Source organism: Calditrichota bacterium (assembly GCA_013151735.1).
GTDB lineage: Bacteria > Zhuqueibacterota > JdFR-76 > JdFR-76 > BMS3Abin05 > BMS3Abin05.
The window spans coordinates 17,090-42,189 of sequence record JAADHR010000050.1 but is presented as its reverse complement, the minus strand read 5'-3'; the positions used below and the strand labels follow the sequence as shown (position 1 = coordinate 42,189).

The following is a 25,100-nucleotide window of genomic DNA, read 5'->3' as shown; positions in this document are numbered from 1 at the left end:
TACAAAAACCCTTTTTTGCCAAAGACTATTTACCGCCTAAAAATAATTTAGAAAAGATTGTAAAAATCCTTTGGGAAAAGCCTGAAAGAGAATATCAATATTTTGCACAAGAATTAACGGAAAAATACAACAAACAGTTTGATAAAAACGACATTAAACTTTTTGAATTTATGATTACTCATAAATCGTGGTGGGACACAGTAGATTTTATTGCACCCAAATTGGTGGGTGAATATTTTAAAATTTATCCTGACCAAAGAAATACAAATATTGAGAAATGGATTGCTTCTGATAATATTTGGTTGCAAAGAACTTCAATTCTTTTTCAACTGAATTACGAAAATGAATTAGATACAGAGTTTTTAGCCTATATAATCAATTCCCTGCTTGGTTCAAAAGAGTTTTTTATCAATAAAGCTATCGGTTGGATTTTAAGGCAATACAGCAAGGTTAATTCCAATTGGGTTATAGAATTTACAAAACATACACAACTTGATAAATTGAGTTATAAGGAAGCCTTGCGTTTAATAAATTAGGCTCTACTGGAATTTTTGTGGATTTGTTTCCACGAAATCTAATCAATGAAATTCTTTGTCAGACAGAAAACAGGCATTTCTTACTTTCCCCTCCAGTAAAATTTCCTCGGACAACCCTCCCTGTTACTTCGAAAGCCTAAATTCAAAAGATGGTTCTATTGGCTTTTTTATGGAAAAGACACTCTCTTTGGAAATAGAACCGGGCCTTTTGAACCCACCCCCTGACTCTCCCTCCCTGATCTCAGGGAGGGGGCCGGAGGGAGGGTCGGAAATAGAATGCTTTTCGTGTTTCAAGAAAAAAGATTCACAAAAATTCCAGTAGAACCCTAAATTTTTCAAATACGCAATCTTCTGAAAGAATGGTTTTTTTTGCAGTCGCTTCGACTCCGCTCAGCGACCCGTAAAATCTCACATAACTCAGCGACCCGTAACATCTCACATAACTCAATGACCCGTAACATCCCACATAACGACCGGTAAACTTTCGCGTAACGATTGATTGATCGCGCCCTGAGCGAAGTTGAAAGGCTCAATGATCGTTGCAGCTTGTTACCTGTTCTACCGTACCAGCACCATTTTTTTGATCTGATGCACGTGTCCCGCAGTGAGTTCGTAAAAATAGATTCCCGAAGGCACGATCTGATCCTGTTCGTTTCGGCCGTTCCAAAAAATACGGTGCCTTCCTGCGGCCTGTTTTCCCGGCGTAAACATCCTTACGGTTTGCCCCAGAAGATTCACCATTCGAAGCCGAACCGTTCCTTCCCGCGGCAGGTCGTAAGAAATTACGGCCAGCTGTTGCCCAACAGCCGAAAACGGGTTGGGATACGCCTCCATCAGGTTCAGTTTTTCGGGAATAGCGGCTTGTTTTGGGTTCTGGACATTCGTGGCCAGAAAGGACATGACCCGAAACGCATTTACTTTACCATACCCCCAATCGTTGTTGGGAGGCGTTCCGGTGTAGGTATCGGATGAAGCCGTCTGTTTGAGAAAATTTTTAATCAGCGAAGCCGTTAATCCGGGGTCCTTTTCCAGCATGAGAGCCGCAACCCCCGCCACGTGAGGAGAGGCCATACTGGTGCCCTGTAAAACCAGATACTTTTCGCCGGGCAAAACCCTTTGCGGAGAGGTCGTCATCAGGTTGGCATCTGCAGACATAGCGGAGGCAATGACTTCACCGGGTGCCATAACATCCGGTTTGATGCGGCCGTCCCGGGTGGGTCCCCGGCTGGAAAACGGGGAGATGTCGCCTATGAGGGGTGCGTTGCTCACCTGGTACGTATTCCCGTCCTGGCTTGTCCACCGGGTTTTGGTGACAAATGACCCCACCGCAATCAGGGCATCGGATGTGGCCGGCATTCCAACACTACACCGGTTATCACCGCCGACAAAGGTTAGGCCGTTCATCGTCCCGGAGAAGGAATCAAATTCTCCGTTATCCCCGTAAACCCAGGCGTTGAGCGTACCGGTTCCCCGCGTTTTCAAGACCCAGGTAATGACATCCGACGTGAAATCATAGGATCCGTTGGCATTGGTAATTTCAATATACACGTGACGGAGTCCGTTAAACGGATTGTTGGTCTCTGTGGCATCAATGGTGTAAATACCGTAGGTTGTGCCGTTAGCAGAAAAGGTTCGATTGGCAATCCGCCCCCCCGGACTGACCCATGCACTGGATGTCAAGACGTTTAAATTCTCATCCAGACCTGCCAGAGCGACATCGATATTTCCGCCGGAATACCAAACATCCACATCCACGTCGTGTGTATCGTTGGAATAGGCCACAAACCCGGTGGCTCTTTCCTGGTTGGCAATTGAGTAGGAGACATGTACATTGATGTTCCCTTCATTGGAAGCCGCCGCCACAATAACCCGGCCTTTGCCTATTTTACTTGCCAGCATCTGCTCAGGGGTGGTGGTACCATCGTGGGGCCCTTGCTGAGTGGCCAGACTCAGATTTACCACAGCCGGTTTCCCCAGTGCCCCCGCACGCCGGAATACGTATTCGACCGCATCGATAATGTGATTAAAATCGAAATCCGTTTTCACCACAATAATATCGGCCTGAGGCGCGATTCCCACATATTTTTCATCGGGACGCCCATTCCCGGCGGCAATTCCCGTCACGTGGGTTCCGTGTCCCGAACTGCCGGGTCCGTCAATTTCCGTGCAGTTACCGGCATTGATTTGACTGGAGGTCCACTCGGTTCCATAATTGAAAAAGGCTGGTTTTGTTCCTGACGCGGTTTGGTCCCAAATATAAAGAATCCGCGTGGTGCCGTCGGCATTTTTGAACCCCGGATGGGACCAATCCACACCGGAATCCACAATTCCAATAATAACATCCTTCCCCTTGTATCCGCGTGAAAGCGGCGATTGCCCGTCGTGCACCCAATTGGCCTGAATCACCCGGGAACTTACATCCAGCACCGGACGCGCCGGCAAGTAGTGGGTGATGTAAGCAATATCATCCCATCCGGCAACATCTGCCACACGGTTTTCCGGAATGTATGCGGTTAAGAATTTTCCATCTTCCGATCCCACATCGCCCCCGATCGATTGGATTTTTGCCCGCAGAGAAGATTCATCCGTTTTGGTCAGAAGAAGGGAAATCCTTAAACCGTGTTCCGCTTTTTCCAATCCAAGGGCGCTGTAATCGGACACGGAAATATTTTTCTGTTCCAGACGATCCATCAACACTTTTACGTAAGGAGATACTTTTGAATTTTTGGATAACGTCCCCGCGAAAAGCGTGGTAAAACCAAAAAATAAAAAAATGGCCAGGGCTGTACCTCTTTTAAGACTCAGTATCATCATTCATCAACCTTATTTTGTGGGTTTTGCTTTGGGTGCCAATTGTAAGTAGCGTACTTCAGAAAGTGAGGCTATTTTTTCCAATTTTGATCTCGGAATGTCCGCCGTGAAAAACCGTCCGCTAATCGTTCCCACGCGTGCACCGGCCTTTTCCAGAACGGCTCGTAGCGAATCGGTGATTTCCGAAGAACACGTTCCGATGATGGGGATAGACGTCCCGGAAGACGATTCAATTGAGGCCGATTCCAAAAGATGCCTCAGGGCCGGATCATATTTTTTCGACATGTGTGCGTCCTTTTTGCACGAGAATGAAACGAGAACGGCCATTGCCATTGCGGCCACAACCAGTCTATTTTTCATGATTATTCCTTTTTTCGTCCGAAAAATACCTTTTCTTGAACCCGCGCGTTTCGGAGGCTCCCTTCCACTCCAACACCATCCGCCAACCTCCGGTTTTTTCGATTGGGACAGGCACCCGTGCAGCAGGGCTACACGTTTTGCCATTCCTGAATTTTGGCCTCATATTCCACAAGAAGGGCATCCACACGATCGCGGTTTTGGGCCTCTGCCGTGATGTGAAATTGCGGTGTTTCCTGATCCGGAACAACCAGTACCCACGCATCATCACAGATAATTTTTACGCCGTCAACCAGTTCTCTTTTTTGATGTTTGGTATCCTCAATCAGCCGCCTCATGACACGCCCTTTTAATTCCCAGCTGCAGGCGACTTCTTTACGTCCCATAATGGGCGGAGGAATGCTTTTTGCGAGGTCTCCCAGATGGATCTTGTTCAACGCCATTAATTCCAGAATTTTCGCCATCGAAAACATGGCATCTGCCGCAAAATGAAAATCCGAAAAAATAAATCCCCCGCGCGTACCGCCCACAAATTCTGCCTTCTCCTTTAAACTTGCCTCAATCATGGAACGGTGATCGGCACGGATTTTTATAACCTCCGTCCCGGAATCTTTTGCTATTCGATCGATGGCTGCGGGAGCATTTACCGGAATGGCAATTTTCTTCGGGTGGTAGGTTTGAAGGAACAATTTCGTCACCAGAAGCAGCAAATATTCATTGCTGAAATACTTTCCGTTTTCATCCACCGCCGTCAGACTTTCGGCATCCGCATCAATCAAAAACCCCACATCTGCTTTTAGAGAGGTGACGATATTCGAAAGCTGAAGCATCCCGTAGCGAAAATCCTCCCACCGCCGGTACACCCGATGGGCATCCAAATAGGCGTTCACCGAAATGACTTCGCAATCCATCGAGCCCAAAATCGACGGCAGAACCAGCCCAGACGCTCCGTAGGAATAATCGATAACAATTTTGTAGCGCGCCTGTTCGATGGCATCCGTGTTGATGTGTTTCAGGTAATCTTCCGTGTAGGATTCCATCACGCGCACGGGAAAATCCAACTTCCCCACTTCCCGAAAGGAGGCGCGCGGAAAATCCTCCTGCATAAACAATCGTTCAACGGATTTGGTCTTATTTACCGGCAAATCCTTTCCATCAAAATCGAAAAAGATAATATCCACTTTTCGCTCGTCCTTCGGGGATTGCCGGACATGAATGCCCCCCTGTTCTTTTCCCAGATGAAGCTGATAGCGCACAATCGGAATCGGAGCAATGCGGAGGTCATCCACGTGGACACCCGACGACATAAACCCGCAAATAAGCGACCGATTGATCATCCGGGCGCCTTCGGAGGAATCGCGGCTGGAAAGCACATGTTTCCCCTTGCCCAGGTAGGCCCCGTACGCTGCCCCCAATTTGGCGCCAAACTCCGGCGACATCTCCAGATTGATGATCCCGGTGACGCGGGAATTGGCAAAAAGCTCCCGAAGCCAGCGATCGCCCCAGATAAAACTGGACGTGAGTACGGCACCTTCTTCAATCTCCTTGTTCGGCCAGATTTTAATATTGGCTTTAAGCAGAGAACGGGCACCGATTTTGGAATGATCGCTTACGAATACATTTTCTTCAAGAATGGCCTCATTCTCGATGGTCGAATGATCCGCCACCACGTCCGCCAGAAGCGATGCATGGGGACCGACCGTTACATTTTCCCACAGGACGGTGTCGCGCACCTGAGCCCCGTCTCCGACGAAACTGTTGCTGCCGATAACCGAGCGGGAAACAAACGCCCCATCCCTGATTTCACAATTGTCGCCGATAATGGCGCCCTTTTCGATAACCGCTTTTTCGCCGATTTTGCAATTCTTACCAAACCAGTTTTCCCCGATTTTTGTACCGTTAATGGTTATCTTTACTTTCCCCTCCAACACATCCAATTGTGCCGTTTGGTACTGCTTCAAATCCCCCACATCCTGCCAGTAACCCTCGGCAATGTAGCCGTAGATGGGTTTTCCCTCCGACATCAAAAGGGGAAACAGATTCTTGCTGAAATCGAAATCCGATTTTTCCGGGATGTAATCCAGCACGCTTCGTTCCAGAATGTAAATGCCCGTGTTGACCGTATCGCTGAACACCTGCCCCCAGGTCGGTTTTTCCAGAAAACGCTCCACCCGTCCGGATTCATTCGTAATGACCACACCAAACGGCAAAGGATTGGTAACGCGGGTCAGAACCAGAGTGGCCAGACTTTTCTTTTCTTCATGAAAGCGAATGGCTTTTGAGAGATCAAAGTCGGTTAACACATCTCCGGAAATCACCAGAAAACGGTCGTCCAAGAACCATTCGGCATTTTTCACGCTTCCGGCCGTGCCGTAATCATCATTGGAGAGATTGTAATTCATTTCTACGCCGAAAGCAGAGCCATCCTTGAAATAGCTCCGGATTTTTTCGGGCTGGTAAAAGAGCAGAGAAATGATTCTTGTGAGCCCGTGTTTTTTGAGCAATTCAACGATGTGCTGCATCATTGGCTTGTTTGCAACCGGTACCATGGGTTTGGGAAGGTTGTTGGTCAGGGGTTTTAGCCGTGTGCCAAATCCGCCCGCCATGATGACTGCTTTCATGCGTCCTCCCGGAGATTCATTTTATGTCGATTTTTTGTTTTTTATGTGCGAAGTGTCGCCGTAATCCGTTTCGGATGAAGCAATAAATCCAGAGCATCCTCAATGCGCGAAGCGATAATATCCGCATTCAAAAGGGCAAGGGGATGCGTTCCTTCGGGCCCCAAAACAACGATGCCCAGAGCCGCCTCTTTTAACATGAGGTGATCATTAAAGCCGTTCCCAATTGCCACGGTCTGGTTACGACCCAATTCCCGAACAAAAACCAGTTTATCCAGATAGCCCTCCTGACTCACCTTTACAAACGATAAAGGCAGGTCCGATGCCTCACGCCGGGCTGTTCCAAATGTGTCGGCTGTCAACAGGTGAATTTTAAACAGAGGGGCAAGAGCCACCAACCGCTCACGCACGGAGCCGGGGATTTCCCCGTCCAAAGAGAGGGTCCCGTTCATATCCAGAACCAGATGGGTTAACTCAAGGGTTGGTTTTCCAGGGATTGCGATTGTCATTGTTTCACCTCGCGGGAAATGGGATTCTGTTTATAAAAAAGCTTCGAAAAAATCGGATTTTATTATTTAACTTTTTTCAACCCACCCCCAAGGGATGAGGATCAATAATAGAAAAACGTAACGTTATAACATATTTTTCAATTGATTGTAAAGTGACCCTATATTAATAGCAAATTAACTTTTGTCACAACTTGTTTAGCTTATTTTGTTGCGGGCAATTATCTGTGTCAGAAATCCTGATTTTTTCAAAGCTTCTTATTAAAATATTATTAAGATTCGGCAAAAATGCAAGTAAATTTTGGCACCTCTGAGAAGGCCCGAAAACGAAAAGGGAGTTCCGTTTCCGGAACTCCCTTTTCTTGAATCCCCCTGTTTTCATTCAGACCCTCCCATTTTGACTGAAATCCGGGAAAAAACAACCGGATTTTAGGCCACTTTGGGCATCTGCTCCTCCATTTGTTTTCTTCGCTTGACGGGTTCAATATAATCCTTTTCCCAGATGGGCCGGGTCAATTCGTCCACCTTTTTACCGTATTCAATCAAGCCCTTGCGGTAGCCCTCGTCTTCAAGGGCTTCGGCAGCATTCGGATCCAGGGGCTTGGCACCCGTTTTAATAATCGCCGAATAGGCCATCTTGTAATGATCACGAATCGGGCACGGCACAATGTAATTGCCAACCTTTTCCGCGGGACGCCGGTAGCCATAACTATCCTGCCAGTTCCGAATGGCCTTGAACAGCGGATGCATCAGCACATCGCTCAGATGGCCGCCATTTTGGTACAGTTCCTTCGCATCGGCCACGTAGTAGGGGAAGAACACACAGGGAGCGATGTGGCCGTTCCAGTCGATGTAAAAATAACCGCCGCTTCTTCCGGCCGAAATACAGCCGTTTGAAATCGGCCCGCCGTTCCAGAAATCCACCAGGAAAACATTCCGGTTGTAGATCATGTATTCTTCACGTTTGTACATTTCCAAACGCTGTTCGGGCGTAACCATCAAATCCAGCGTGAATTTTCGGCCAATGGGCATGTACTGGAACATCCATCCGTAAATGGCGCCCTGTTTTTCGAAATAGAAATCTACAAATTCGTCGCTCATCAGCACATCCACATTCTGCCGCGTTGCGGTGGCAGAAATTCCAAAGGGAACACCGGCATTCCGAAGATTTTCAAAAGCCTGCAGGATCTTCTTGAACACGCCTTTCCCCCGACGCTCGTCGGTTTCTTTTTCGAAGCCTTCCACTGAAATTGCCGGGGTCACATTTCCCAAATCAGCCAGTCGTTTTGCCACCTCCGGTGTGATTAGGGTACTGTTGGTGTACATCAGGAAATAGTTGTCGTTGAAATCTTCGAACAAGTCGAAAATGTCGTGTCCGTCATCCGTTTTGTACATGAGGGGTTCACCGCCGGAAATCACCGTAAAGTGAGACCCCCACTCGCGCCGTTTTTCTTCCATAATCCAGGTCAGAACGTCGTAATCCAGTTTTTCCCAGGACTTGGCATCGCTGCCGGCATAGCAGCCGATGCAGTTCAGGTTGCAGTGACGCGTGGGGCTGATGGTCAGAAAGGTCGGCGGATCGAACCCGTACTTTTCCCGAAAGGGTGCCTGCCGGTCACTTTCTCCAATAATCACATTTCCAACGAAATTGTTAATCACGGCATGGCGCACGGATGGTGAGATGCGCCCTTCTTCCAGGGCCTTGTCAACCGCCAGAAACAGGTTTTTCATTACCCGATAACGCAATTCCTGAACCTTATCCGGCCGGTCATCCGGATTCTCAATGATAAAGTTTTTGTACAACTGCCTTTCCCCCTGTTTTAAAATCCACTTTCTGAGAAGTTCCTGCCTCAAAATTGTATCCAAAAGCGCCACAGACGTGGATTTCCAAACGCGGTCGATTCTCATAAAATCCAACATTTCTTTTCCCTCCTTTTCTGTTATTTATCTGAAAAATGTGCATTTGTTTTCAATAGCCGCTGCCCACTCATTTTACGAATCTTCACGAATGCATTTTGTTAAAAATAAATTCGCACATTTTTTTACTCACGGTTTTCAGAACGAACTCAAATATTATGTACCCGCAAAGCACCCTTTTTTCAATGAACCACTAATCGATTTCCCCCTTTACTTCATTTCGCAATCAGGCTCGTCTTAATTGAAGGGCCTGTTTACCAGCCGATGGTTTGGTTAAATCGAATTTGCTTTTGCTTAGCGCTTTCATCACCCTCAGACCCGAGAAAATTTCGTCAAAATAGAACTTGAAATTTACGGGCTTTTTAAGCACATTCCAGATCAGGACAGGGATGTTTTTCCAGCGAAAATAGAGTTTTCGATAAGCCCGGATGGCCAGTTTCGGCAATTCCACGGGATCCAGATTCTCCAGTTTGATCACGCTGTGGATGCCGTCGTAATACCTCCAATCGTATGTGAGAATTAAATTCTTCGCCCGCAACTCTTCGAAAAGGCGTGTCCCCGGGTAGGGTGTCAGCACCGAAAATTGACAGGTTGCCGGGTCCAGTTCCCGGGCATAGCGGATGGTCTGTTTAATGGACTCTTTTGTGTCCTGTCGATCTCCCAAAACAAAACTCGCGTACACCCCAATACCGTTTTCCTTTAGAATTCTGACCGCTTCCTTTTGCTCGTCCACGGTAATCTTTTTCCCCCACCCGTCCAATATGGATTGATGGGCACTTTCCAGCCCCAAAAACATGGTGCGATTTCCGGCCTCTGCCATTTTTCTCACCATATCCGGATTTTTGACAATTGTGTCCACCCGGGAAAAACACCACCATCGAATGTCCCATTTGCGCCGCAGGATTTCACCGGCAAAATCCAGAACCCGGCGGGGATTGAGTGTAAAATTATCGTCAACAAACAAGAAGGATCGGTAGCCCTGGTGAATGAGGAGCGCCATTTCGTCAAGAATGGAATCAAGACTTCGTGTCCGCCACTTCAGGCCGCCAAATCGGGAAGCGGAACAGAAGGCACAATCAAACGGACAGCCCCGCGAGGTCACCATTGTGGTCATGGGGCGATTGTCGTAGGTTGAGAGATATTTGTTCTTCGGAAACAGATCGCGCCGGGGCAGAGGAATGGCATCCAGATCCTGAATAAACGGCGCGGACGGATTCCGGACACAGGTTCCATCGGCCTTGTAGGATATGCCCCTGACATGCGAAACATCGCCCGTGTGTTCCAGAGCATTCACCAGATCGCGAAGCACATATTCTCCTTCACCGCGAACCACAAAATCCACCACTCCGCTGTTAATCGCCTCACGGTCCTGGAAGGTGACATGGTACCCCCCCATCACCACAAGGGCGCCTTCTGCTTTTGCCCGTCGCGCCAGCTGCAGCGATTTTGGATACCGGGGTGTATCCGAAGAAATTCCCACCAGTTCATATTTTCCGAAATCGATTTGAGATTCCTTTTCCGGTTCGGCCATTAAATCAACCACATCCACCTGGTGCCCATCTTCCAGCAGCGATCCTGCCAGATAGGCTAACCCCAGGGGAAGAAGCTGAATCCCCAGCTGTCCGTAGAAATTTTTCGTAGGCGAATTCAGAAGCAACACCCGCATGACCCACTCACCTTCTTTCTTTAAAAAATGAGGGGATGGCCTTTTTCAGACAGACCATCCCCAAATAAGCCGTTACGCCGTTTTGTGCTGCATTTCCTTGCGTTCCGTCAGGCTCAAGAATCCTACCACAGCCACGATAATTCCAACAATCAGATCATTCCAGAAATTCGTGGTTGCTGCCGCCGGAAAAATAAACGCGGAAATGACAAACCAGATTCCGAGGATTCCGACTACCCAACCATTCCACATTTTGGTTAATGTGAAACCGGCGATAAACCATACGATCCCAAGAATGAGATCATTGATAATGTTTCCGGTTTTAGAACCGGTCAACACAAACGCGGCCACAATAGACCACAATCCCAAAATACCACTCAGCCAGCCTTGCCACATTTTTTAATCCCTCCTTTCCTCAATGAATTATTTCATTTAACCAACCATCTGTTTCTTTTATGTGCAATTGGAATGCCAGAGTTTACGTACAATCTAACCTATTGTTTTTTTGTATGTTGAAAAATGACTTGCCGCGTGTGGGAGGCGGAAGTGCGAATGGTTTATTCGCAGGTTGGATTGAGGAATGGGGGATAATGGTTTATAATTAAGTGATTAGATGTGCGAGTATTTTAATCGCAGGCCAACTGCAAATCCTAAAAAACAAGAACCGAGCGATTTGGCCGGCTCCCGGGCGAAGTCGAGGGAAGGGCGAAACACATCGGGGAAGCCCGCCGTCAATGCCTGTCTATTCTTTTATGGAAGGAAATGCAATCTTGTGGCGGCGAATCATGTTCTGAAGCTGCCGCCGATCCATTCCCACGGCGCGGGCCGTTCGGGAAATATTCCACTCATTGTCCTGAAGCGCATTTTCAAGAAAGCGTTTTTCGAGGGCCTGGATAACCTCCTGTTTCAACTTTTTCTTGGCAGCGAGCAATTCATCTTTTGTCTGCGGAATATCATGTCCCGATTCATGCCCACCGGCCCGAAGCTCCTCCGGAAGATGCTCCGGCCGGATTTCAGTCCCTTCCACAAATAAAACGGCGCGGTACACCACATTTTCCAGTTCGCGCACATTTCCCGGCCAGGGGTACTGCATCAACACCCGCTGAGCCTCCGGCGAAACAGAGGTCACGTCCTTTTTAAGCTCCTCCCGATACTTCCGCAGAAAATAATCCACCAGCACGGGGATGTCATCCGGCCGTTCTCTCAGTTCCGGCAAACTAATTTTAACCACATTTAACCGGTAGAACAGGTCTTCGCGAAACCCGCCTTCCCTGACAAGTTTCTGTAAGTCCCGGTTGGTAGCGGCGATGACCCGTACATCCACGTCGAGGGTTTGGGTTCCCCCCACCCGGCTGACCTGGTGGGTTTCCAGCACCCGCAGAAGTTTGGCCTGTAAATTGAGCGGCAGTTCGGCGATCTCATCCAGGAAAAAGGTGCCTCCATTGGCCAGTTCAAATTTCCCCTTTTTTTGATGAACCGCTCCTGTAAAGGCTCCCCTTTCGTGTCCGAAAAGTTCGCTTTCCAACAAATCCTGAGGAATGGCCGCGCAATTGACCGGTACAAACGGCCCGTCGGAGCGGTCGCTGAGCTGATGAATCATCTGAGCAATCAACTCCTTCCCCGTACCGCTTTTGCCCTGAATCAGCACGGTTGCCCCTGTGGGGGCCACATCCCGAACCCGCTTTAGAATAGCCTGCATCCGCGGATTGACGGTAATAAATTCCGGCAGCTTCATTCGAAGGGAACGGATGGTTTTTCGGAGTTCCCTGTTTTCGCGTCGAAGCGCACGAAACTGGAACGCCCTCTCCAGAACCATTTTCAGTTCTTTGATTTTCACCGGCTTTACCAGATAATCAAACGCCCCGATCTTCATGGCTTCCACGGCATTTTCCACCGTTCCAAAGGCCGTAACGAGGATAACCGGAATTTCGGGATCCTTCCGAATGGAGGCCTTCAGAATATCCATGCCCGACGCACCCGGCAAGCGGATATCCGACAGGATGGCATCAAATGACTCCTTCTGAATTTTTGAGAGGGCCTCGGTGCCATTTGAAACGGTGGTGACATCAAACTGGGATTGAAGGTTTATTTCCAGCAATCGCAGCAGCCGGGGTTCGTCTTCAACAATCAAAATGCTTTCTTTTTTGCTCATCGGACGGGTTCCTTGGTCTGAAAAACCGGAGCCTCTGAAATGGCTCGTATTTTAAGTGCCGCTACACCACGCGCGGAAACGGTCTATTCCATTTCTTTCGGATTCATTAATCGATTCTCATTCAGCGGTAAGTAGATTTTGAAAACGGTCCCTTCGGCGTTCGTATCAAATTCCACATTTCCCCCGTGTTCCTTTATAATACGTTTCACGATAGCCAACCCAATACCCGAACCCTTTTCTTTGGTTGTGAAGAAGGGATCAAACACTCTCTTTTGATCTTCAACGGCAATTCCCTTTCCCTGGTCCTCCACCTCGAGAGCCACCCACTTTTTCGAAATCGGCATCAGGCGAATAATCAACTCGCCGCCGCGGGACATCGCTTCCAATCCGTTAAGTCCCAGATTCAAAAGGGCCTGATACAATTGATCCGGATCCCCTTTGACCCAAATGGGCCGGGAACTTTTTTCGAGTCGCAGTACATGCCCCTTTTGTTGGGCTTCCCTTTCCAGCATTCGAAAAACCCGGCTCACCAGGGTCTGCAATTCCACGGGAACCCTGCGAATGGGCTGTGGTTTGGCAAATGTCAGGAAATCGGTCAAAATACGCGTGAGCCGATCGGTTTCCTGCAAGATAAACGTCAAAATCTCCTTTTGAGTTTCCGTCAGATGATCGGGTTGTTCCAGAAGCGTTTCCGCAGAGGTTTGAATGACGCCAAGAGGATTTCGGATTTCATGGGAAACGATGGCAATCATTCGTCCCAAAGCCGCCAATTTTTCGGCCTGAACCAGTTCCCGTTCTTTGGCCTGCACCTTTTGAATGGTTTGAACCCGCAAAATGGCCAATGAAATCTGGCTGGCAAAAATTTCCAGTAATTCAAGCCAATCTTCCGAGAATTTCCTTTGATTGGGAAAGAAGGACAGGAACACAAGACCCAGCACATTTTCTTCCCCAATCAACGGCAGAATAAGGGCTGTGTGGTTAAATGGCGGTTTTTCCCGTTCTTTTTGAGGAAGCAGACTGAGCAGCTCGTCGCGTCCGAGAAGCGCTTTTTTCTTCCGGATCCACTCAATCAGGGGATCGCTTTCGAAAAATTCAACCTTTTTCCGCCATCCGACAGCACACGCCGATCGATACCGCCCCATAGCCTGATCATCCGAAATGACAATCATCACCTTGGGAAACCCGATTTCCTTGGATAAAAAATCGGTTATTTTGCACGCCAGGTGGGTTTGGTCCAGGCAGCTCAACAATTCCCGCTGAAAGGAACTCATTCGCTCCCGCATCTGAAAGTATTCTTTAAAAAAGAATTGATCCAAAAATGTGCTGACCACCTTTTCCAGCGGACGCAGGAGGAAGACAAAAATAACAATGAGCCCGCCTTCGATCAGACTGGACGTGACCCCATAGGCCTCAGCCAGCATCTGGGCAATGTTTTTGATCAGAAGGATGTAAACGGACAGCAGCAGACTGGTTACAATAAAATACGTCAGACTTTTGGATATCAGCAGGCGAATGTTCAAGAGTTTGACCTTGAAAATGGCGGCCCCCAGAAACAGACTAATCAAAATGGTGTAAGAGCTTCCCAGGAAAAAGAACATTTTGCCGGTGGAAAAAAACAGCCGGGATAACCCCACCAGAATTCCAATCAAAAAAATAAGACCAACGCCGATAATAAGGTATTTTATTTTTAACTGTTCCCGGGCCGAAACCCTTTTGCGCAGGGCACGGGTCAGATTCAAAACCCCCCAGCCGTACCAAAGAAAGCTGTACGCAACAATCAGAGAAACCCGTACCAGCCCCAGCACGCTGCGAATGTTAAACGAATAGTAGCAAATATTGTCCAGTTCGGGTATGCGGTGAATTTCAATGTGTGTGCCCCAGATTGAAATCAGAAATAAAAACAGGGGAACCGTGTAAATGGGAATGAGTTCCAGTTTTTCCAGAATGGGCAAACGGATCCGACGGGGGAAAATCAGGCTGAAATGGAGAAAAAAGGCCGGGGACAAAAACATTCCGAACAGAATCAGGCGGATGCCCCAGAGGGTGATGGCATCTACCTTGCTAATAATCATGATGAATTCGCCCAGATTCCAGATGGCAAAGAAGAAAACAAAGAGGCCGAACAGGCGATTCACCAACCGATGTGGATTATAAAGAAAAACGAAAATGGCAAGTGTCAGATTTATGACAAATGCCAGACTCACCGGCAATGCAAAAATCGTCACGTTTCTGGTTCCGATGGTTACATTCGTTAATTGGCGATGGTGTTAATGGGCCATCATTTTGGATTCACGGTGAAACAACCGATTTAGGTTAACCCGTTAATAATTTAAGAAATACAAAAGAAGAAATCCAGTTTAAATAGCCGAAAGAGTTTTTAGGCGTGATGTGCTCTTTCCTTAAATTTCCTTTTTTTATATGAATGTATTGCATGCCGGATTCAATTTTATTAAATTAAACGCACACGTTAATGATGACAAATTGGATGAATTGGTCACCTATTTTTAAGATAGTCTTAAAACAGGTTTCTGATTAATAATCCTGTAAGAACCCATTTTATCGGGAGGATAACAAGACGAGCCAAAAACCTACCCCGCCGGATCAAACTGAAACCCATCATCAGGCAATTTTTGCGGGCGGCTGCTTCTGGTGCATGGACGCGGTTTTTCAACAGGTGCCCGGTGTGCTGTCAGTAACGTCCGGTTACACGGGCGGCGACAGGCCCAATCCGACCTATAAAGAGGTGTGCACGGGGGCAACGGGTCATTTTGAGGCGGTGTTGGTCCGTTACGACCCCGCGAAGGTATCCTATCAGGATTTACTGGAGGTCTACTGGAAACACATCGATCCAACAGACCCCGGGGGCCAATTTTACGATCGGGGACCTCAGTACACCACAGCTATTTTTTACATCAACGCGCAACAAAAGGAATTGGCAGAAGAATCCAGGCAGGCGCTGGCGGAATCCGGCATCTTTGAAAACCCCATTGTTACCCTGATTCTGCCCGCCCAAGAATTTTACCCCGCTGAAACGTACCATCAAAATTATTCCGGGAAAAACGCGGCCTCATTTGAGGCCTTTCATGTGGCATCGGGCAGTGAACCCTTTCTTGAAAAAATCTGGCAGAAGCACAGGGACTTCATCTTCTTCCCGAAGTCACGCAAACGCTGAATGAACATTGCGGGATCATCACGGAAAAAACACGATATTCAGCTGCCCCTAAATAAGCCAATGATGGCGTTTTTTCTTTTTCAGGGCTTTTTTGACTTCCGTAATCTTTTTCTCTGCCGTTTCCATTCCAATGCGGATCATGGTATCCGCATTTTTAAAATCGGCCCAGTGAATCCGGCCTAAATCGGGGTGGATGACAACGTGAGCCTGTTTCAATTGTTCCATGGTCAAATAATGACTGGTAATTTCGTCTGCCCGGAACATCAGTTCAAGCGCATTCCGAACATCGAGGTCCTCTTCAATCCCGGGACTCACATTGACCCCGATCACGAATGTGGCGCCCATTTCATGCGCTTCAACAACCGGAACCAGGCTGGTTACGCCCCCATCTACCAATTTCATGCCGTCCCAGGGAACCGGCGGAAATACGCCGGGGATGGTGCAGCTGGCCGCCACGGCCTTTCGAATCGGGCCCTCCGTCAAAAGAATCCTTTGTCCGGAGAGATAATCTACCGTGGCAGCGCCGAAAGGAATTTTGGTTTCGCGAATATCCGTATCTTCCAGCAGATACGAAAGAGCCTCTTCCAAAACATCGGCTTCGAAGAAGCTCATCCGAACAAAGGTCCGGGAAAGAATAAACTGCTGTTTTACAAAATATCCCACCCGCTTGAGGAGTTTTTGCCGCTCCCACTCTTTGGGCGGAACCATGAGATCCAATTTATTTTTTTTGATGAAATCCGTCCGCAGAAGCCCAAGCATTTTTTCTTCAACCGCGTCAATGCGTCCCAACTGGGCGTACATGGCCCCCGCAATCGAACCGGCGCTTGTTCCCGTAATAATCTGAATCGGAATATGATTGTCTTCCAGCACTCTGAGCACGCCCAGATGTGCAAATCCCTTGGCTCCACCGCCCCCAAGGGCCAAACCTACCTTTACCGGTTTTCCTAATCCAAACATGGTTCCGTTCCCTTTTTAAGAGATTGATTGTCGTGCTTCCCTATTTCCGCCGTTTCATCTCCTTTCGGAGAGATTCGCCTTTTTCTCGTGTCCTGGGCAAAAACCACCGCAAAAACCGATTGGATTCGACGCCGTACAGGGCATCACGCAAGGCCCAGTACATTTCCGGATCGTTTACCATCGCACCCAATGTGCCCTTGCCGGAGTCAATTTTTGCCGTAATATTTTTGAGTGACTGCAAAACATCTGCCAAATTCTTCGCAACGCTCTTCCCGTATTTCGGGTCATTCAGCAGCTTGCCGATCAGCGACTGGGAATTTTCCAGCTGTTTCGAGACCCGGTTTAAGCGTTCGCTGGTTTCCCGCAGATTTTCAACCGTTTTTGCCACATTGACGGTATCACTCAGCATGTACCCCAGGGCGCCTTTCCCTGCTTTGGCCTGAGCAAGAAGCACTTTCAAATCCCGGCTGGTCTTCTGCAAATTCGACAGGGTTTCCTGAAATTCCGGATTCGGCTGTGTGATAAGGTTTCCCAGAAGCCCCTTCCCTTCCGAGATGTTGGCAACGATCTTTTGCAAATTCTCGGCAATTGTGCCAATATTTTGAATGACCACATCACTGCTGCTCAGCACATCCTCATACCCAATTGATTTGGCTGCCCGAATGTACGATCCCGGAGGCAGGGGAGGGCTGGACGCGCTTCCCATCGACAGACTTACAAAACGCGTGGTGACCAAAGACAGCGAGCCGATCCGAGCCTCTGAATCCTCCCGAATCCGGTTGTGAATATCCTTCTGTACGCGAATCGTCACTTCGATACTCTGTTTGGACAGATCTTCCGGAAATTGAATGCGTTCCACATAGCCTACGTTGACCCCGTTCAGCATCACCGCGTCGCCCCGATGGAGCCCGTTAATATTGGAGAATAAAATCTTGTAGCGGACCTTTTCTCCGAACACCTTTTGCTGCTGACCCACTGAAAAAATGGCAATAATCAGAACAATAAAAGCCACCAAAATCAGGGCGCCCACACGAGACTCTCGAACAAATCGTCTATTCATGGAAACTCCTATTTATTTGATCCAACAGTTCTTGCCCGATAGCGGAGATTCCATTTCCTGAAAAAGCGAAATCACTTTTCCGCAGATGGAAATCCTTTAAAACAAAAAGAATTCGTTTAAGGTTCTGCAACACCCGTGCTTTCCTGCCGTTTCTAAAAATCACAAAGCTAACTTTCGATAAATTCTCTTACAATCGGATCATCTGTTGCACGGGTTTCCTCAACAGTGCCCACAAATCGGATTTTCCCCTTGTACAAAAGAGCAATTCGATCCCCAACGGTAAACGCACTTTTAATGTCGTGTGTGACCACAACCGATGTCACCCCAAGAATTTCTTGAAGATTCCGGATCATCTCATTTATTTTTTTTGCAATAATCGGATCCAGACCCGTTGTGGGTTCATCGTACAACAGCCCTTTGGGCTCGATCGCAAGGGCCCGCGCCAGGCTGACCCGCTTTTTCATCCCTCCGGACAAATCGGACGGCATCATATCCTCGGAGCCCTCAAGCCCCACCAATCGCAGCTTCTCTCGTACACGGACGGCGATTTCTTCTTCCGAAAAATGGGTGTGTTCCCGCAGCGCGTAGGCCACATTTTCGAAAACATCCAGGGAATCGAACAGCGCACCGCCCTGAAAAACCATTCCCACCTTTGTTCGCACAGGAATAAGCTGTTCTTCGGAAAAATCAGTAATGTCTTCTCCGTCCACCAGGATGCGTCCTTCGTCGGGTTTCAGGAGACCGTTGATGTGACGCAAAAGCACACTTTTTCCGGCACCGCTGCCGCCAAGAATAACAATGGTTTCTCCTTCTGCAATGGAGAGATTGATGCCTCTCAGCACCTCGTGTTCTCCAAAGCGCTTATGCAAATCCTCGAAAACAATAAAATCGTTCATCCATCAGCCGCCAATAAAAATTACAAAGAGTTTTGTCAGGAAGAAATCCGAAATCATAATCAGGATAAAACTGGCTACAACGGTATTCGTGGTCGAGTTTCCCACATCTTCGGCGCCGTGACGTACGCTGAAGCCGTTGTAGCACCCCACCATTGAAATAATAATGGCGAAAAAAACGGATTTGACGATGCCCACCGTAATATCCGAAATGGCCAGGGCGTTTATGGCCGGATTGATGTACTGGAAGGTGCTCATCCGCAGATTTAATTTGGCCACCACCAGACCGCCGACCATTCCCCAAAAATCACCCATTATTGTAAGAACGGGCATCATCACAAGCGTGGCCAAAAAGCGGGGAACCACCAATTTTTTTATGGGGCTGGCCCCAAGGGAGCGAATGGCATCAATCTGTTCGGTAACACTCATCGAGCCAATCACCGCCGTCATGCCCGACCCCACTCGTCCGCCAACCAGTAAACCGGTGAGAAGCGGGCCAAACTCTTTCACCAGGCCGGCTGCAACCGCTGCCCCCACAATAGCCCGTCCGGCAAAATTGGATCGGGAAAAGGCCACCTGCACCGTAATAACCATTCCGAGAAAAAAGAAGGTCAGCATCACAATGCCGTGAGATTTTACCCCCAGCTTTTCCAGATATTCCAGCACGGTATCCCATTCAAAAGGGCGGCGGAAACTAAAGCGAAGCGTGTCCCAAAAAAGATAGGCCAATCGCCCGGTGTGATCCTCATATTCGCGAACCTTCTCGCGAAAAAATCGCCAGGATTCCTTGACAGCCAGTGTTTCTTCTTTAAAAAATGTCAATTTCATAACCCGTAATCATTCTTTCTGCAAGCTCAATCCAACCTGCCCCAGGCGGACATCGCCGCGAAGGTACAAACAAAAAGACTGGGGGGATTCTTTCACCGGCAAACTGCCCCCTCATTATCACAAAAGGCTCATTCCTGCAGCGTCTTTTTCATGAGAGAAAAAGAGCACGGTTCAGCCGCTACTTGGACCGTCTGGCAGTGAGCGTCTCAATCTTTCCCTTATCGCTGATGAAAAGACTCAAAAGAAAGCTGATAATGCTCAGTAAAATAGCCCCAACGAAAGCGGCCCAGAAATTTTCAATGGTGAATCCGTTCACCACTTTGGCCGTCATGTAAATAAGAAAACCATTCACAACAAATGTAAACACCCCCAACGAAAGAATATTGATGGGAAGGGTAATCAAAATCAGAAAAGGACGCAGCACGGCGTTTAAAACGCCGATAACCAGTGCAGCCACAAACGGGGAAAGAATGCCCTGAAAATCCATTCCCTTAATAATCATCGCTGTCAAAATCAATGCCAGCGCATTTACAACCCAGCGAACCACAAAACCGCGCATTAGGATTCCTCCCTTTAACCAATCCACTCGTCATTTTATGACCTATTTGCCAAAGCCCAATCACAAAATGGGCTTATGGCCGCTCACCAACGTGCGGATTATTTAACGACTAAATACTTCTTTTTTAAAGATAAAAACTATTGACTGTACAGTCAAGCAATTTATGAACGCTGGAGAAAAGAAAGGAAAGAGACAAATTAAATCCGGCCTTCTATCCGCAAAAGCCGTATTTTTAGATCAATCCCCCCGGTATATCCGCCCAGACCTCCGCCTTTTCGCAGAACCCGATGGCAGGGAATAAGAATGGGAAACGGATTGCGCCGCATGACGCCTCCCACGGCCCGGGCGGCTTTGGGGTACCCGGCCTTCTCGGCCAGCCCCTGATACGAGATCGTTTCTCCAAAGGGAATTTTTTGCAACGTGCGTAAAACCCGTTTGTCAAAAGGAGAAGAAACGGCTGACCAATCCAGCGGCAGATCAAATTCTTTCCGACCGCCTTTCCAATACGACTGAATCTCTTCAAAATATGGACGGTTTCGGAGACTGTCTTCCTGGATTTTCTGATGGGTTTTTGCCTCCATTTCCCTCACCAATTGATTTTTGTCGGTTAATTGCAAAAAAATCCGATACACCCCGTTTTCTGTGGAAACGATGCCCACATTTCCCAGGCCATCCAAATAATAAATCCCATAAGTGACCATTTTATTTCCCTGTTAGATCTCAGACCCTTCCCGATTGATTTCCCGGGCCACTGCTTTTATGCACTCGGAACAGCGCCAGCTTCTGCAAAAATGCTTGAAAATGTGAATGAGACCCTGTTGACGCGCCGCCGAAACCACGACGGCCACTTTTTCTTTGTCCAGCGAAAGGATCTGTTCCTTCATCTGGCGAAGAATTTTGTTTTCCTGAAGCTTGGGTGAATGAAGATAGGTTTCTCTTATCCGCATGGCCAGTTCGCTATCGCCGGTTTCCTCGGCGAATGCGAGAAGCAGGGGGAAAATAACGTTCACCACAATTTCGTTGGCCCGTCCGTTTCCGATAAGGTGCTTTAAATGAAATTGGGGATGCGCCGTCTCTTCGCCCGCCAATTGATAATGGGTTTGCCAGTATCCCCGGGCCTCAACCACCAACAACTTTCGAATGTCCCTGGCCAATTTCCCGGGGGATGCTTTTTTATTCAAGAAGACATCCAACAGACGGGCATGAAACCCCCGGTCATGAAAAGCGACGACCAGATGCGCCATTGCCGCAATCCGAAGGGTGGGAAAGTTTGTGGGACGCAAGCGAAAAAACTGCCATTCATGCGCAGCCAGGGGCTCAAAATCGAATGTTTGCGAAAGGCGCTGCCACATTTTTTGTAATTTTCGCACATAGTCAGACGAAGACATTCGGTCTTCCCGTAAAAATCCAGCGGCCCCAAATAACAGCGACTGGGCCACCAGCTCCTGTTTTTCCGCGGCGTACGTACGAACAATTTCCCAGATGATTTCTACCGGCATTTTCAGGGACAGCTTCAGGAATTGCCGCTGATTTTTTGAATACCCCAGCGCTTCCATAATCCCCTGATAAATCAATTGATCATAATTGAAATAATTTAATTCCTCCTTGAACCGGTCTTTTTTAATCCGAAGCCGCTCCAACCCCCACTTGTCCAGCGCCACTGCAATTTCCGCCTTCTTCCGCTGCCCCAGCAGACAAACATTCGGGATTCGCTTCGTGCCAAACAATTCCCCTTCAATGGTAACCTGCAAACGCTCCAGAGACTCATCCAGGAAGTTCCCCAGAATCAGCGTGGGAATGATTCGGCCCGATTTTGTTCTGGCCGGTTTTGCGGTTTTGCTTTCCCACAGGACCGCATGAAGAATAACCTGTTCATATTTGGGGTCGATCTGATGTTTGTGGGTAAACCAATCGGCTTCCTGGGTGTGAATTTCGACGTCCCCGCGCTGCAACTGCCCATCGATTTTCAAAATAACTTCACGAAAATCAGGCCCGGCATCCACATTCCATTTGCCTTTGGAAATGATCTCAATCGGCTTGCCATCGGTCGTGCGAAGGTTTTCCTGCTTGAGATGACCACCATCCCAGATATGGTACAGAAAACTCTCTGCGATTTTCGATGTGTCGTGAACCAACATTTTAATTCAACACGTTTTGATAAAAATGGATGAGTTTCGCTGCCTCATTTTCCCACCGATAGCTTTTTCGTGCAATTTCAACACCCCGCTTGCTGATTTCTATGGAACCCTCCCGATCCCTTAACTGATGGACAATGGCCTCCACAAACGCATCCACATCTCCGGGAGGGACCAATTTCCCAAGGGAATATTTTTCAATAAACAAGCGATTCGACGGAAAATCGCTGGCAATGATGGGCATTCCGCTGGCCATATATTCCAACAATTTGGTCGGAATAAACATCTTTTCAAACTTGGGATTCTTCTCAAAAGGGATTAACCCGAGCTTCACCTGTTGGAGCCTTTGCCCAATGGATTCACTGGGAAGCACGCCATCATAAATAATGGTTTCTTCCAGTTGATTCCGGCGGATTTGCGCAAGCGCCTCTTTTTCAACAAAGGGATCACTAAACGGGCCAATCAAGAGCATCCGAAAATCGGGAATGATCGTCTTAATTTTTTTTGCAATACCGAGGAGAGTACGAACGCCTCTGGCCATGGATAATCCTCCGACGTAGGCGGCATGAATGGGACGATCTTCCCAGGGTTTTACCGGGTCGGGGAAAAAAGCCAAAATGGGATAGTTGTAAATCGGCAGGGTCTTGCAATGGGACCGCCTGAACCGCGCATCCTGATCCTCCACCACCGTAATCACCACTGTCAACCGCCGGGAAATAAAAACCTCTGCCTTATTTACGACAAAAGAAACCCATGATTTTATGCGGTCCGGAATCCAGTCTCTTGCAAAAGCGGTTGCCGCATAATTTTCGTGGGAATCGTAAATGACCGGCCGGCGTGTGCGCATTCGGAGTAAGAATCCGACGGGCAAAAGCTCCGGGTCGTGAAAATGGTAGGCATCCGCTTTTTCCGCCAAAGCCATTTTGTAGATTTTAAACAAGCTGGGCAATCGATCCGACTTGCGTTTAGGAGACGGACCAATCGCTTTTAGATAAACCCCCCGATCAACCCGGTCTCCGGAATCGTCATGAATCAACAAGACAACTTGAAACCCCGATTGGGAGAGAGAAACAGCTTCTTTATAGAAAATGCGGACATCATTGCTTCGGTGAACCGTACTCAGCATACAGATTTTTTTCATCAACTCTCACATAACTGTCTTTTCAAGAAAACCGTTTTTCAGAAATGGAATTTGTTTTCAATCGATTGTCACGCGTCTTTACAGAAACCTCAAAGCTGATCAGAGGCAGGCTGCCGTTTAAAATAAAGAATGCTTCGGCGCGCCACCTCAAACAACACGATTCCGCCAAGCAAAACCCAGACAAGCGTTTTTGCAAACGGAATTTGTTTTCCCAAATAGGCAATAATAAAGATTCTTGGAATGCGCCCGAGAAATGTGGCCGCAGCAAAACGCCATTTTGAATATTTTTGGGTAATGGCCATAATCCGAATAAAATCAAATGGTAACGGGAGAAAAGAAGCCACGAGGATACTGAAAAACGGGAATTTTTCAAAATAGCCGGCATATTTTTGGTAATGGCCATTTTTCCGGATGCGAGAAACTTTATCGAAACGGAGGAGGATGCTGAAAAAATTATATTCCATCAATCCGGAAATGGTCGCCCCGATACTGCCGAGGCCTGTAATTAAAAACGGGCTAAAATCGTGACTGATATAAATGACCAGGAGATAGGTAGGAAATGGAATAAAATTACAGGACACACTAAACACCAGAAAGAAAAAGAGCAATTCATTATAGTGGCCGGGTAACAGCTTTAAATAGTAAATCAGAAAACTGCCAAGAGCCAATCCGATGAAAAGAGCCCATTTAATAATGCTGATCTTTTTCTCTTCTTCCTCAGGAACATCAAAAGGAATAATTCCGTCGAGATAATTTGATGTATGTCCGCGTACACTGGTTTTCATAAACAAGCCTTTATAAAAATGCGGTTTAAATATAAAAAAGTTGCCCCTGAAATGCAAACAAAAATATTAAGAAACTGTAATTATTGGACGTAGCCGATAAAAAAGGGTCAGTTTTCGAGCTGACCCTTTCAAAATACGTCCCTATTTGCCACTGGCCAAACGACTCACTGTGACCCGTTCATTTCAGATCGTCGCATTAAAAAACAAATCGGATGAGTCCCTTTTTATGACGGTGTTTCCGTTGTTTAACCCACTTTTATCAGCCACGGAAACAATCGCACAAAAAGAGCGGACAACTGCGTAAACCAATTAAAGAAAAACATCACACCAATGGCAATCAAGAACAGTCCGCTGATCAATTCGACGGTCTTAAAATGTTTCTTTATGCCAGAGAATACCCGCAAAAACCAGTTCGTGGCAATGCCGGTCAGGAAAAACGGAACGCCCAGCCCCAGGGAGTACGCAACGAGCAAAAACACGCCCTTCATCACCGTATCCTGAACACTGGCCATGGCCAGAATGGCGGCCAGAATGGGCCCGATGCAGGGAGACCACCCGAAGGCGAAGGCCAGGCCCAGTGTGAACGTGCCCAGATAGCTAAGTTCCGACCCCGACGTGTGGAATCGTTTTTCGTAATTAAGAAAGGGTATTTGAAATACGCGGGCCGTGTGGAGACCAAAAATAATAATGATGACACCCGCAATTTTCATAATAATCCGCATATGGGTTAGAAGGAATTTGCCCATAAAGGTGGCTGTAGCACCCAGAAGAACGAATACGAGGGAAAATCCCAGAATGAAAACAATCGATTTAAGCATGACCAGCTTGACTTCGTCCGCGCCGCGATTCTCAGATGTCATATCCTGAAATGAAATTCCGGAAATAAACGACATGTAAGCCGGAACCAATGGAAGCACACAAGGTGACAAGAATGAAATAACTCCGCCCAGAAAAGCAGTCAGCAAGTTCAAATTCTCCATACGTACAAATTCCTCCTTCTTAAATTAGAT

The 25,100-nt window shown here is 47.7% G+C and carries 21 protein-coding genes; 2 read left to right on the top strand and 19 right to left on the bottom strand.

The window, feature by feature from the left end:
* The coding region (locus tag GXO76_03335; protein ID NOY76887.1) for a DNA alkylation repair protein at positions 1-536 on the top strand (536 nt) is incomplete at its 5' end.
* A gap of 558 nt (positions 537-1,094) precedes the next feature.
* Here the strand turns inward: GXO76_03335 and GXO76_03330 are convergent.
* The 9 genes from GXO76_03330 to GXO76_03290 form a co-directional block, all read right to left on the bottom strand.
* Complete coding sequence (locus GXO76_03330; GenBank protein ID NOY76886.1) at positions 1,095-3,350, bottom strand: S8 family serine peptidase; 2,256 nt, start codon at positions 3,348-3,350, stop codon at positions 1,095-1,097.
* Between the two features lie 9 nt (positions 3,351-3,359).
* A complete protein-coding gene (locus tag GXO76_03325; GenBank protein NOY76885.1) occupies positions 3,360-3,707 on the bottom strand; it encodes a hypothetical protein in 348 nt (115 codons plus the stop codon).
* A gap of 128 nt (positions 3,708-3,835) precedes the next feature.
* Positions 3,836-6,325: an NTP transferase domain-containing protein gene (locus GXO76_03320; GenBank protein ID NOY76884.1), complete on the bottom strand. Its 2,490-nt coding sequence runs from the start codon at positions 6,323-6,325 to the stop codon at positions 3,836-3,838.
* 41 nt (positions 6,326-6,366) lie between these two features.
* Positions 6,367-6,831, bottom strand: a complete 465-nt coding sequence (locus GXO76_03315) for an ATPase P (GenBank protein ID NOY76883.1) — start codon at positions 6,829-6,831, stop codon at positions 6,367-6,369.
* 426 nt (positions 6,832-7,257) lie between these two features.
* A complete protein-coding gene (locus tag GXO76_03310) occupies positions 7,258-8,748 on the bottom strand; it encodes a radical SAM protein (protein NOY76882.1) in 1,491 nt (496 codons plus the stop codon).
* A gap of 223 nt (positions 8,749-8,971) precedes the next feature.
* Complete coding sequence (locus GXO76_03305) at positions 8,972-10,411, bottom strand: radical SAM protein (protein NOY76881.1); 1,440 nt, start codon at positions 10,409-10,411, stop codon at positions 8,972-8,974.
* Positions 10,412-10,483: 72 nt separating this feature from the next.
* Positions 10,484-10,804, bottom strand: coding sequence for a hypothetical protein (locus GXO76_03300; GenBank protein ID NOY76880.1), 321 nt, complete (start codon positions 10,802-10,804; stop codon positions 10,484-10,486).
* 346 nt (positions 10,805-11,150) lie between these two features.
* Complete coding sequence (locus GXO76_03295) at positions 11,151-12,560, bottom strand: sigma-54-dependent Fis family transcriptional regulator (protein ID NOY76879.1); 1,410 nt, start codon at positions 12,558-12,560, stop codon at positions 11,151-11,153.
* An 83-nt stretch (positions 12,561-12,643) separates the two neighbouring features.
* Positions 12,644-14,785 carry a GHKL domain-containing protein gene (locus tag GXO76_03290; GenBank protein NOY76878.1) on the bottom strand — a complete coding sequence of 714 codons (2,142 nt, stop codon included), beginning with the start codon at positions 14,783-14,785 and terminating at the stop codon, positions 12,644-12,646.
* Positions 14,786-15,213: 428 nt separating this feature from the next.
* On the opposite strand from GXO76_03290, the gene msrA reads away from it, so the two are divergent.
* Positions 15,214-15,732 carry a peptide-methionine (S)-S-oxide reductase MsrA gene (msrA, locus tag GXO76_03285; protein NOY76877.1) on the top strand — a complete coding sequence of 173 codons (519 nt, stop codon included), beginning with the start codon at positions 15,214-15,216 and terminating at the stop codon, positions 15,730-15,732.
* Between the two features lie 48 nt (positions 15,733-15,780).
* Here msrA and GXO76_03280 read toward each other — a convergent pair whose 3' ends face one another.
* The 10 genes from GXO76_03280 to GXO76_03235 all read right to left on the bottom strand — a co-directional run bounded on the left by GXO76_03280 (position 15,781) and on the right by GXO76_03235 (position 25,070).
* Positions 15,781-16,689, bottom strand: a complete 909-nt coding sequence (locus tag GXO76_03280) for a hypothetical protein (GenBank protein NOY76876.1) — start codon at positions 16,687-16,689, stop codon at positions 15,781-15,783.
* Positions 16,690-16,729: 40 nt separating this feature from the next.
* Positions 16,730-17,749, bottom strand: coding sequence for an MCE family protein (locus GXO76_03275; protein ID NOY76875.1), 1,020 nt, complete (start codon positions 17,747-17,749; stop codon positions 16,730-16,732).
* 167 nt (positions 17,750-17,916) lie between these two features.
* The gene (locus GXO76_03270; protein NOY76874.1) at positions 17,917-18,645 is read right to left on the bottom strand and encodes an ABC transporter ATP-binding protein; all 729 of its coding nucleotides are present in this window, start codon (positions 18,643-18,645) and stop codon (positions 17,917-17,919) included.
* Between the two features lie 3 nt (positions 18,646-18,648).
* Complete coding sequence (locus GXO76_03265; GenBank protein ID NOY76873.1) at positions 18,649-19,470, bottom strand: ABC transporter permease; 822 nt, start codon at positions 19,468-19,470, stop codon at positions 18,649-18,651.
* 178 nt (positions 19,471-19,648) lie between these two features.
* Positions 19,649-20,029, bottom strand: a complete 381-nt coding sequence (locus GXO76_03260; GenBank protein NOY76872.1) for a phage holin family protein — start codon at positions 20,027-20,029, stop codon at positions 19,649-19,651.
* A gap of 197 nt (positions 20,030-20,226) precedes the next feature.
* Positions 20,227-20,730, bottom strand: coding sequence for a methylated-DNA--[protein]-cysteine S-methyltransferase (locus tag GXO76_03255; GenBank protein ID NOY76871.1), 504 nt, complete (start codon positions 20,728-20,730; stop codon positions 20,227-20,229).
* Between the two features lie 12 nt (positions 20,731-20,742).
* A complete protein-coding gene (locus GXO76_03250) occupies positions 20,743-22,167 on the bottom strand; it encodes a DUF2851 family protein (protein ID NOY76870.1) in 1,425 nt (474 codons plus the stop codon).
* A 1-nt stretch (position 22,168) separates the two neighbouring features.
* Positions 22,169-23,305 carry a glycosyltransferase family 4 protein gene (locus GXO76_03245; protein ID NOY76869.1) on the bottom strand — a complete coding sequence of 379 codons (1,137 nt, stop codon included), beginning with the start codon at positions 23,303-23,305 and terminating at the stop codon, positions 22,169-22,171.
* Positions 23,306-23,394: 89 nt separating this feature from the next.
* Positions 23,395-24,090 carry a VTT domain-containing protein gene (locus tag GXO76_03240; GenBank protein NOY76868.1) on the bottom strand — a complete coding sequence of 232 codons (696 nt, stop codon included), beginning with the start codon at positions 24,088-24,090 and terminating at the stop codon, positions 23,395-23,397.
* Between the two features lie 245 nt (positions 24,091-24,335).
* The gene (locus GXO76_03235; GenBank protein NOY76867.1) at positions 24,336-25,070 is read right to left on the bottom strand and encodes a cytochrome c biogenesis protein CcdA; all 735 of its coding nucleotides are present in this window, start codon (positions 25,068-25,070) and stop codon (positions 24,336-24,338) included.
* Positions 25,071-25,100: the final 30 nt, after the last annotated feature.

What these genes read in the sequence shown, in the direction of transcription:
- GXO76_03315 (NOY76883.1), bottom strand. Translation starts at nt 6,831, where the DNA reads ATGACAATCGCAATCCCTGGAAAACCAACCCTTGAGTTAACCCATCTG.
- GXO76_03235 (NOY76867.1), bottom strand. Translation starts at nt 25,070, where the DNA reads ATGGAGAATTTGAACTTGCTGACTGCTTTTCTGGGCGGAGTTATTTCA.
- GXO76_03260 (NOY76872.1), bottom strand. Translation starts at nt 20,029, where the DNA reads ATGCGCGGTTTTGTGGTTCGCTGGGTTGTAAATGCGCTGGCATTGATT.
- GXO76_03320 (NOY76884.1), bottom strand. Translation starts at nt 6,325, where the DNA reads ATGAAAGCAGTCATCATGGCGGGCGGATTTGGCACACGGCTAAAACCC.
- GXO76_03295 (NOY76879.1), bottom strand. Translation starts at nt 12,560, where the DNA reads ATGAGCAAAAAAGAAAGCATTTTGATTGTTGAAGACGAACCCCGGCTG.
- GXO76_03300 (NOY76880.1), bottom strand. Translation starts at nt 10,804, where the DNA reads ATGTGGCAAGGCTGGCTGAGTGGTATTTTGGGATTGTGGTCTATTGTG.
- GXO76_03305 (NOY76881.1), bottom strand. Translation starts at nt 10,411, where the DNA reads ATGCGGGTGTTGCTTCTGAATTCGCCTACGAAAAATTTCTACGGACAG.
- GXO76_03265 (NOY76873.1), bottom strand. Translation starts at nt 19,470, where the DNA reads ATGAAATTGACATTTTTTAAAGAAGAAACACTGGCTGTCAAGGAATCC.
- GXO76_03280 (NOY76876.1), bottom strand. Translation starts at nt 16,689, where the DNA reads ATGTTTGGATTAGGAAAACCGGTAAAGGTAGGTTTGGCCCTTGGGGGC.
- msrA (NOY76877.1), top strand. Translation starts at nt 15,214, where the DNA reads ATGGACGCGGTTTTTCAACAGGTGCCCGGTGTGCTGTCAGTAACGTCC.
- GXO76_03325 (NOY76885.1), bottom strand. Translation starts at nt 3,707, where the DNA reads ATGAAAAATAGACTGGTTGTGGCCGCAATGGCAATGGCCGTTCTCGTT.
- GXO76_03275 (NOY76875.1), bottom strand. Translation starts at nt 17,749, where the DNA reads ATGAATAGACGATTTGTTCGAGAGTCTCGTGTGGGCGCCCTGATTTTG.
- GXO76_03330 (NOY76886.1), bottom strand. Translation starts at nt 3,350, where the DNA reads ATGATGATACTGAGTCTTAAAAGAGGTACAGCCCTGGCCATTTTTTTA.
- GXO76_03270 (NOY76874.1), bottom strand. Translation starts at nt 18,645, where the DNA reads ATGAACGATTTTATTGTTTTCGAGGATTTGCATAAGCGCTTTGGAGAA.
- GXO76_03250 (NOY76870.1), bottom strand. Translation starts at nt 22,167, where the DNA reads ATGTTGGTTCACGACACATCGAAAATCGCAGAGAGTTTTCTGTACCAT.
- GXO76_03255 (NOY76871.1), bottom strand. Translation starts at nt 20,730, where the DNA reads ATGGTCACTTATGGGATTTATTATTTGGATGGCCTGGGAAATGTGGGC.
- GXO76_03310 (NOY76882.1), bottom strand. Translation starts at nt 8,748, where the DNA reads ATGTTGGATTTTATGAGAATCGACCGCGTTTGGAAATCCACGTCTGTG.
- GXO76_03240 (NOY76868.1), bottom strand. Translation starts at nt 24,090, where the DNA reads ATGAAAACCAGTGTACGCGGACATACATCAAATTATCTCGACGGAATT.
- GXO76_03245 (NOY76869.1), bottom strand. Translation starts at nt 23,305, where the DNA reads ATGAAAAAAATCTGTATGCTGAGTACGGTTCACCGAAGCAATGATGTC.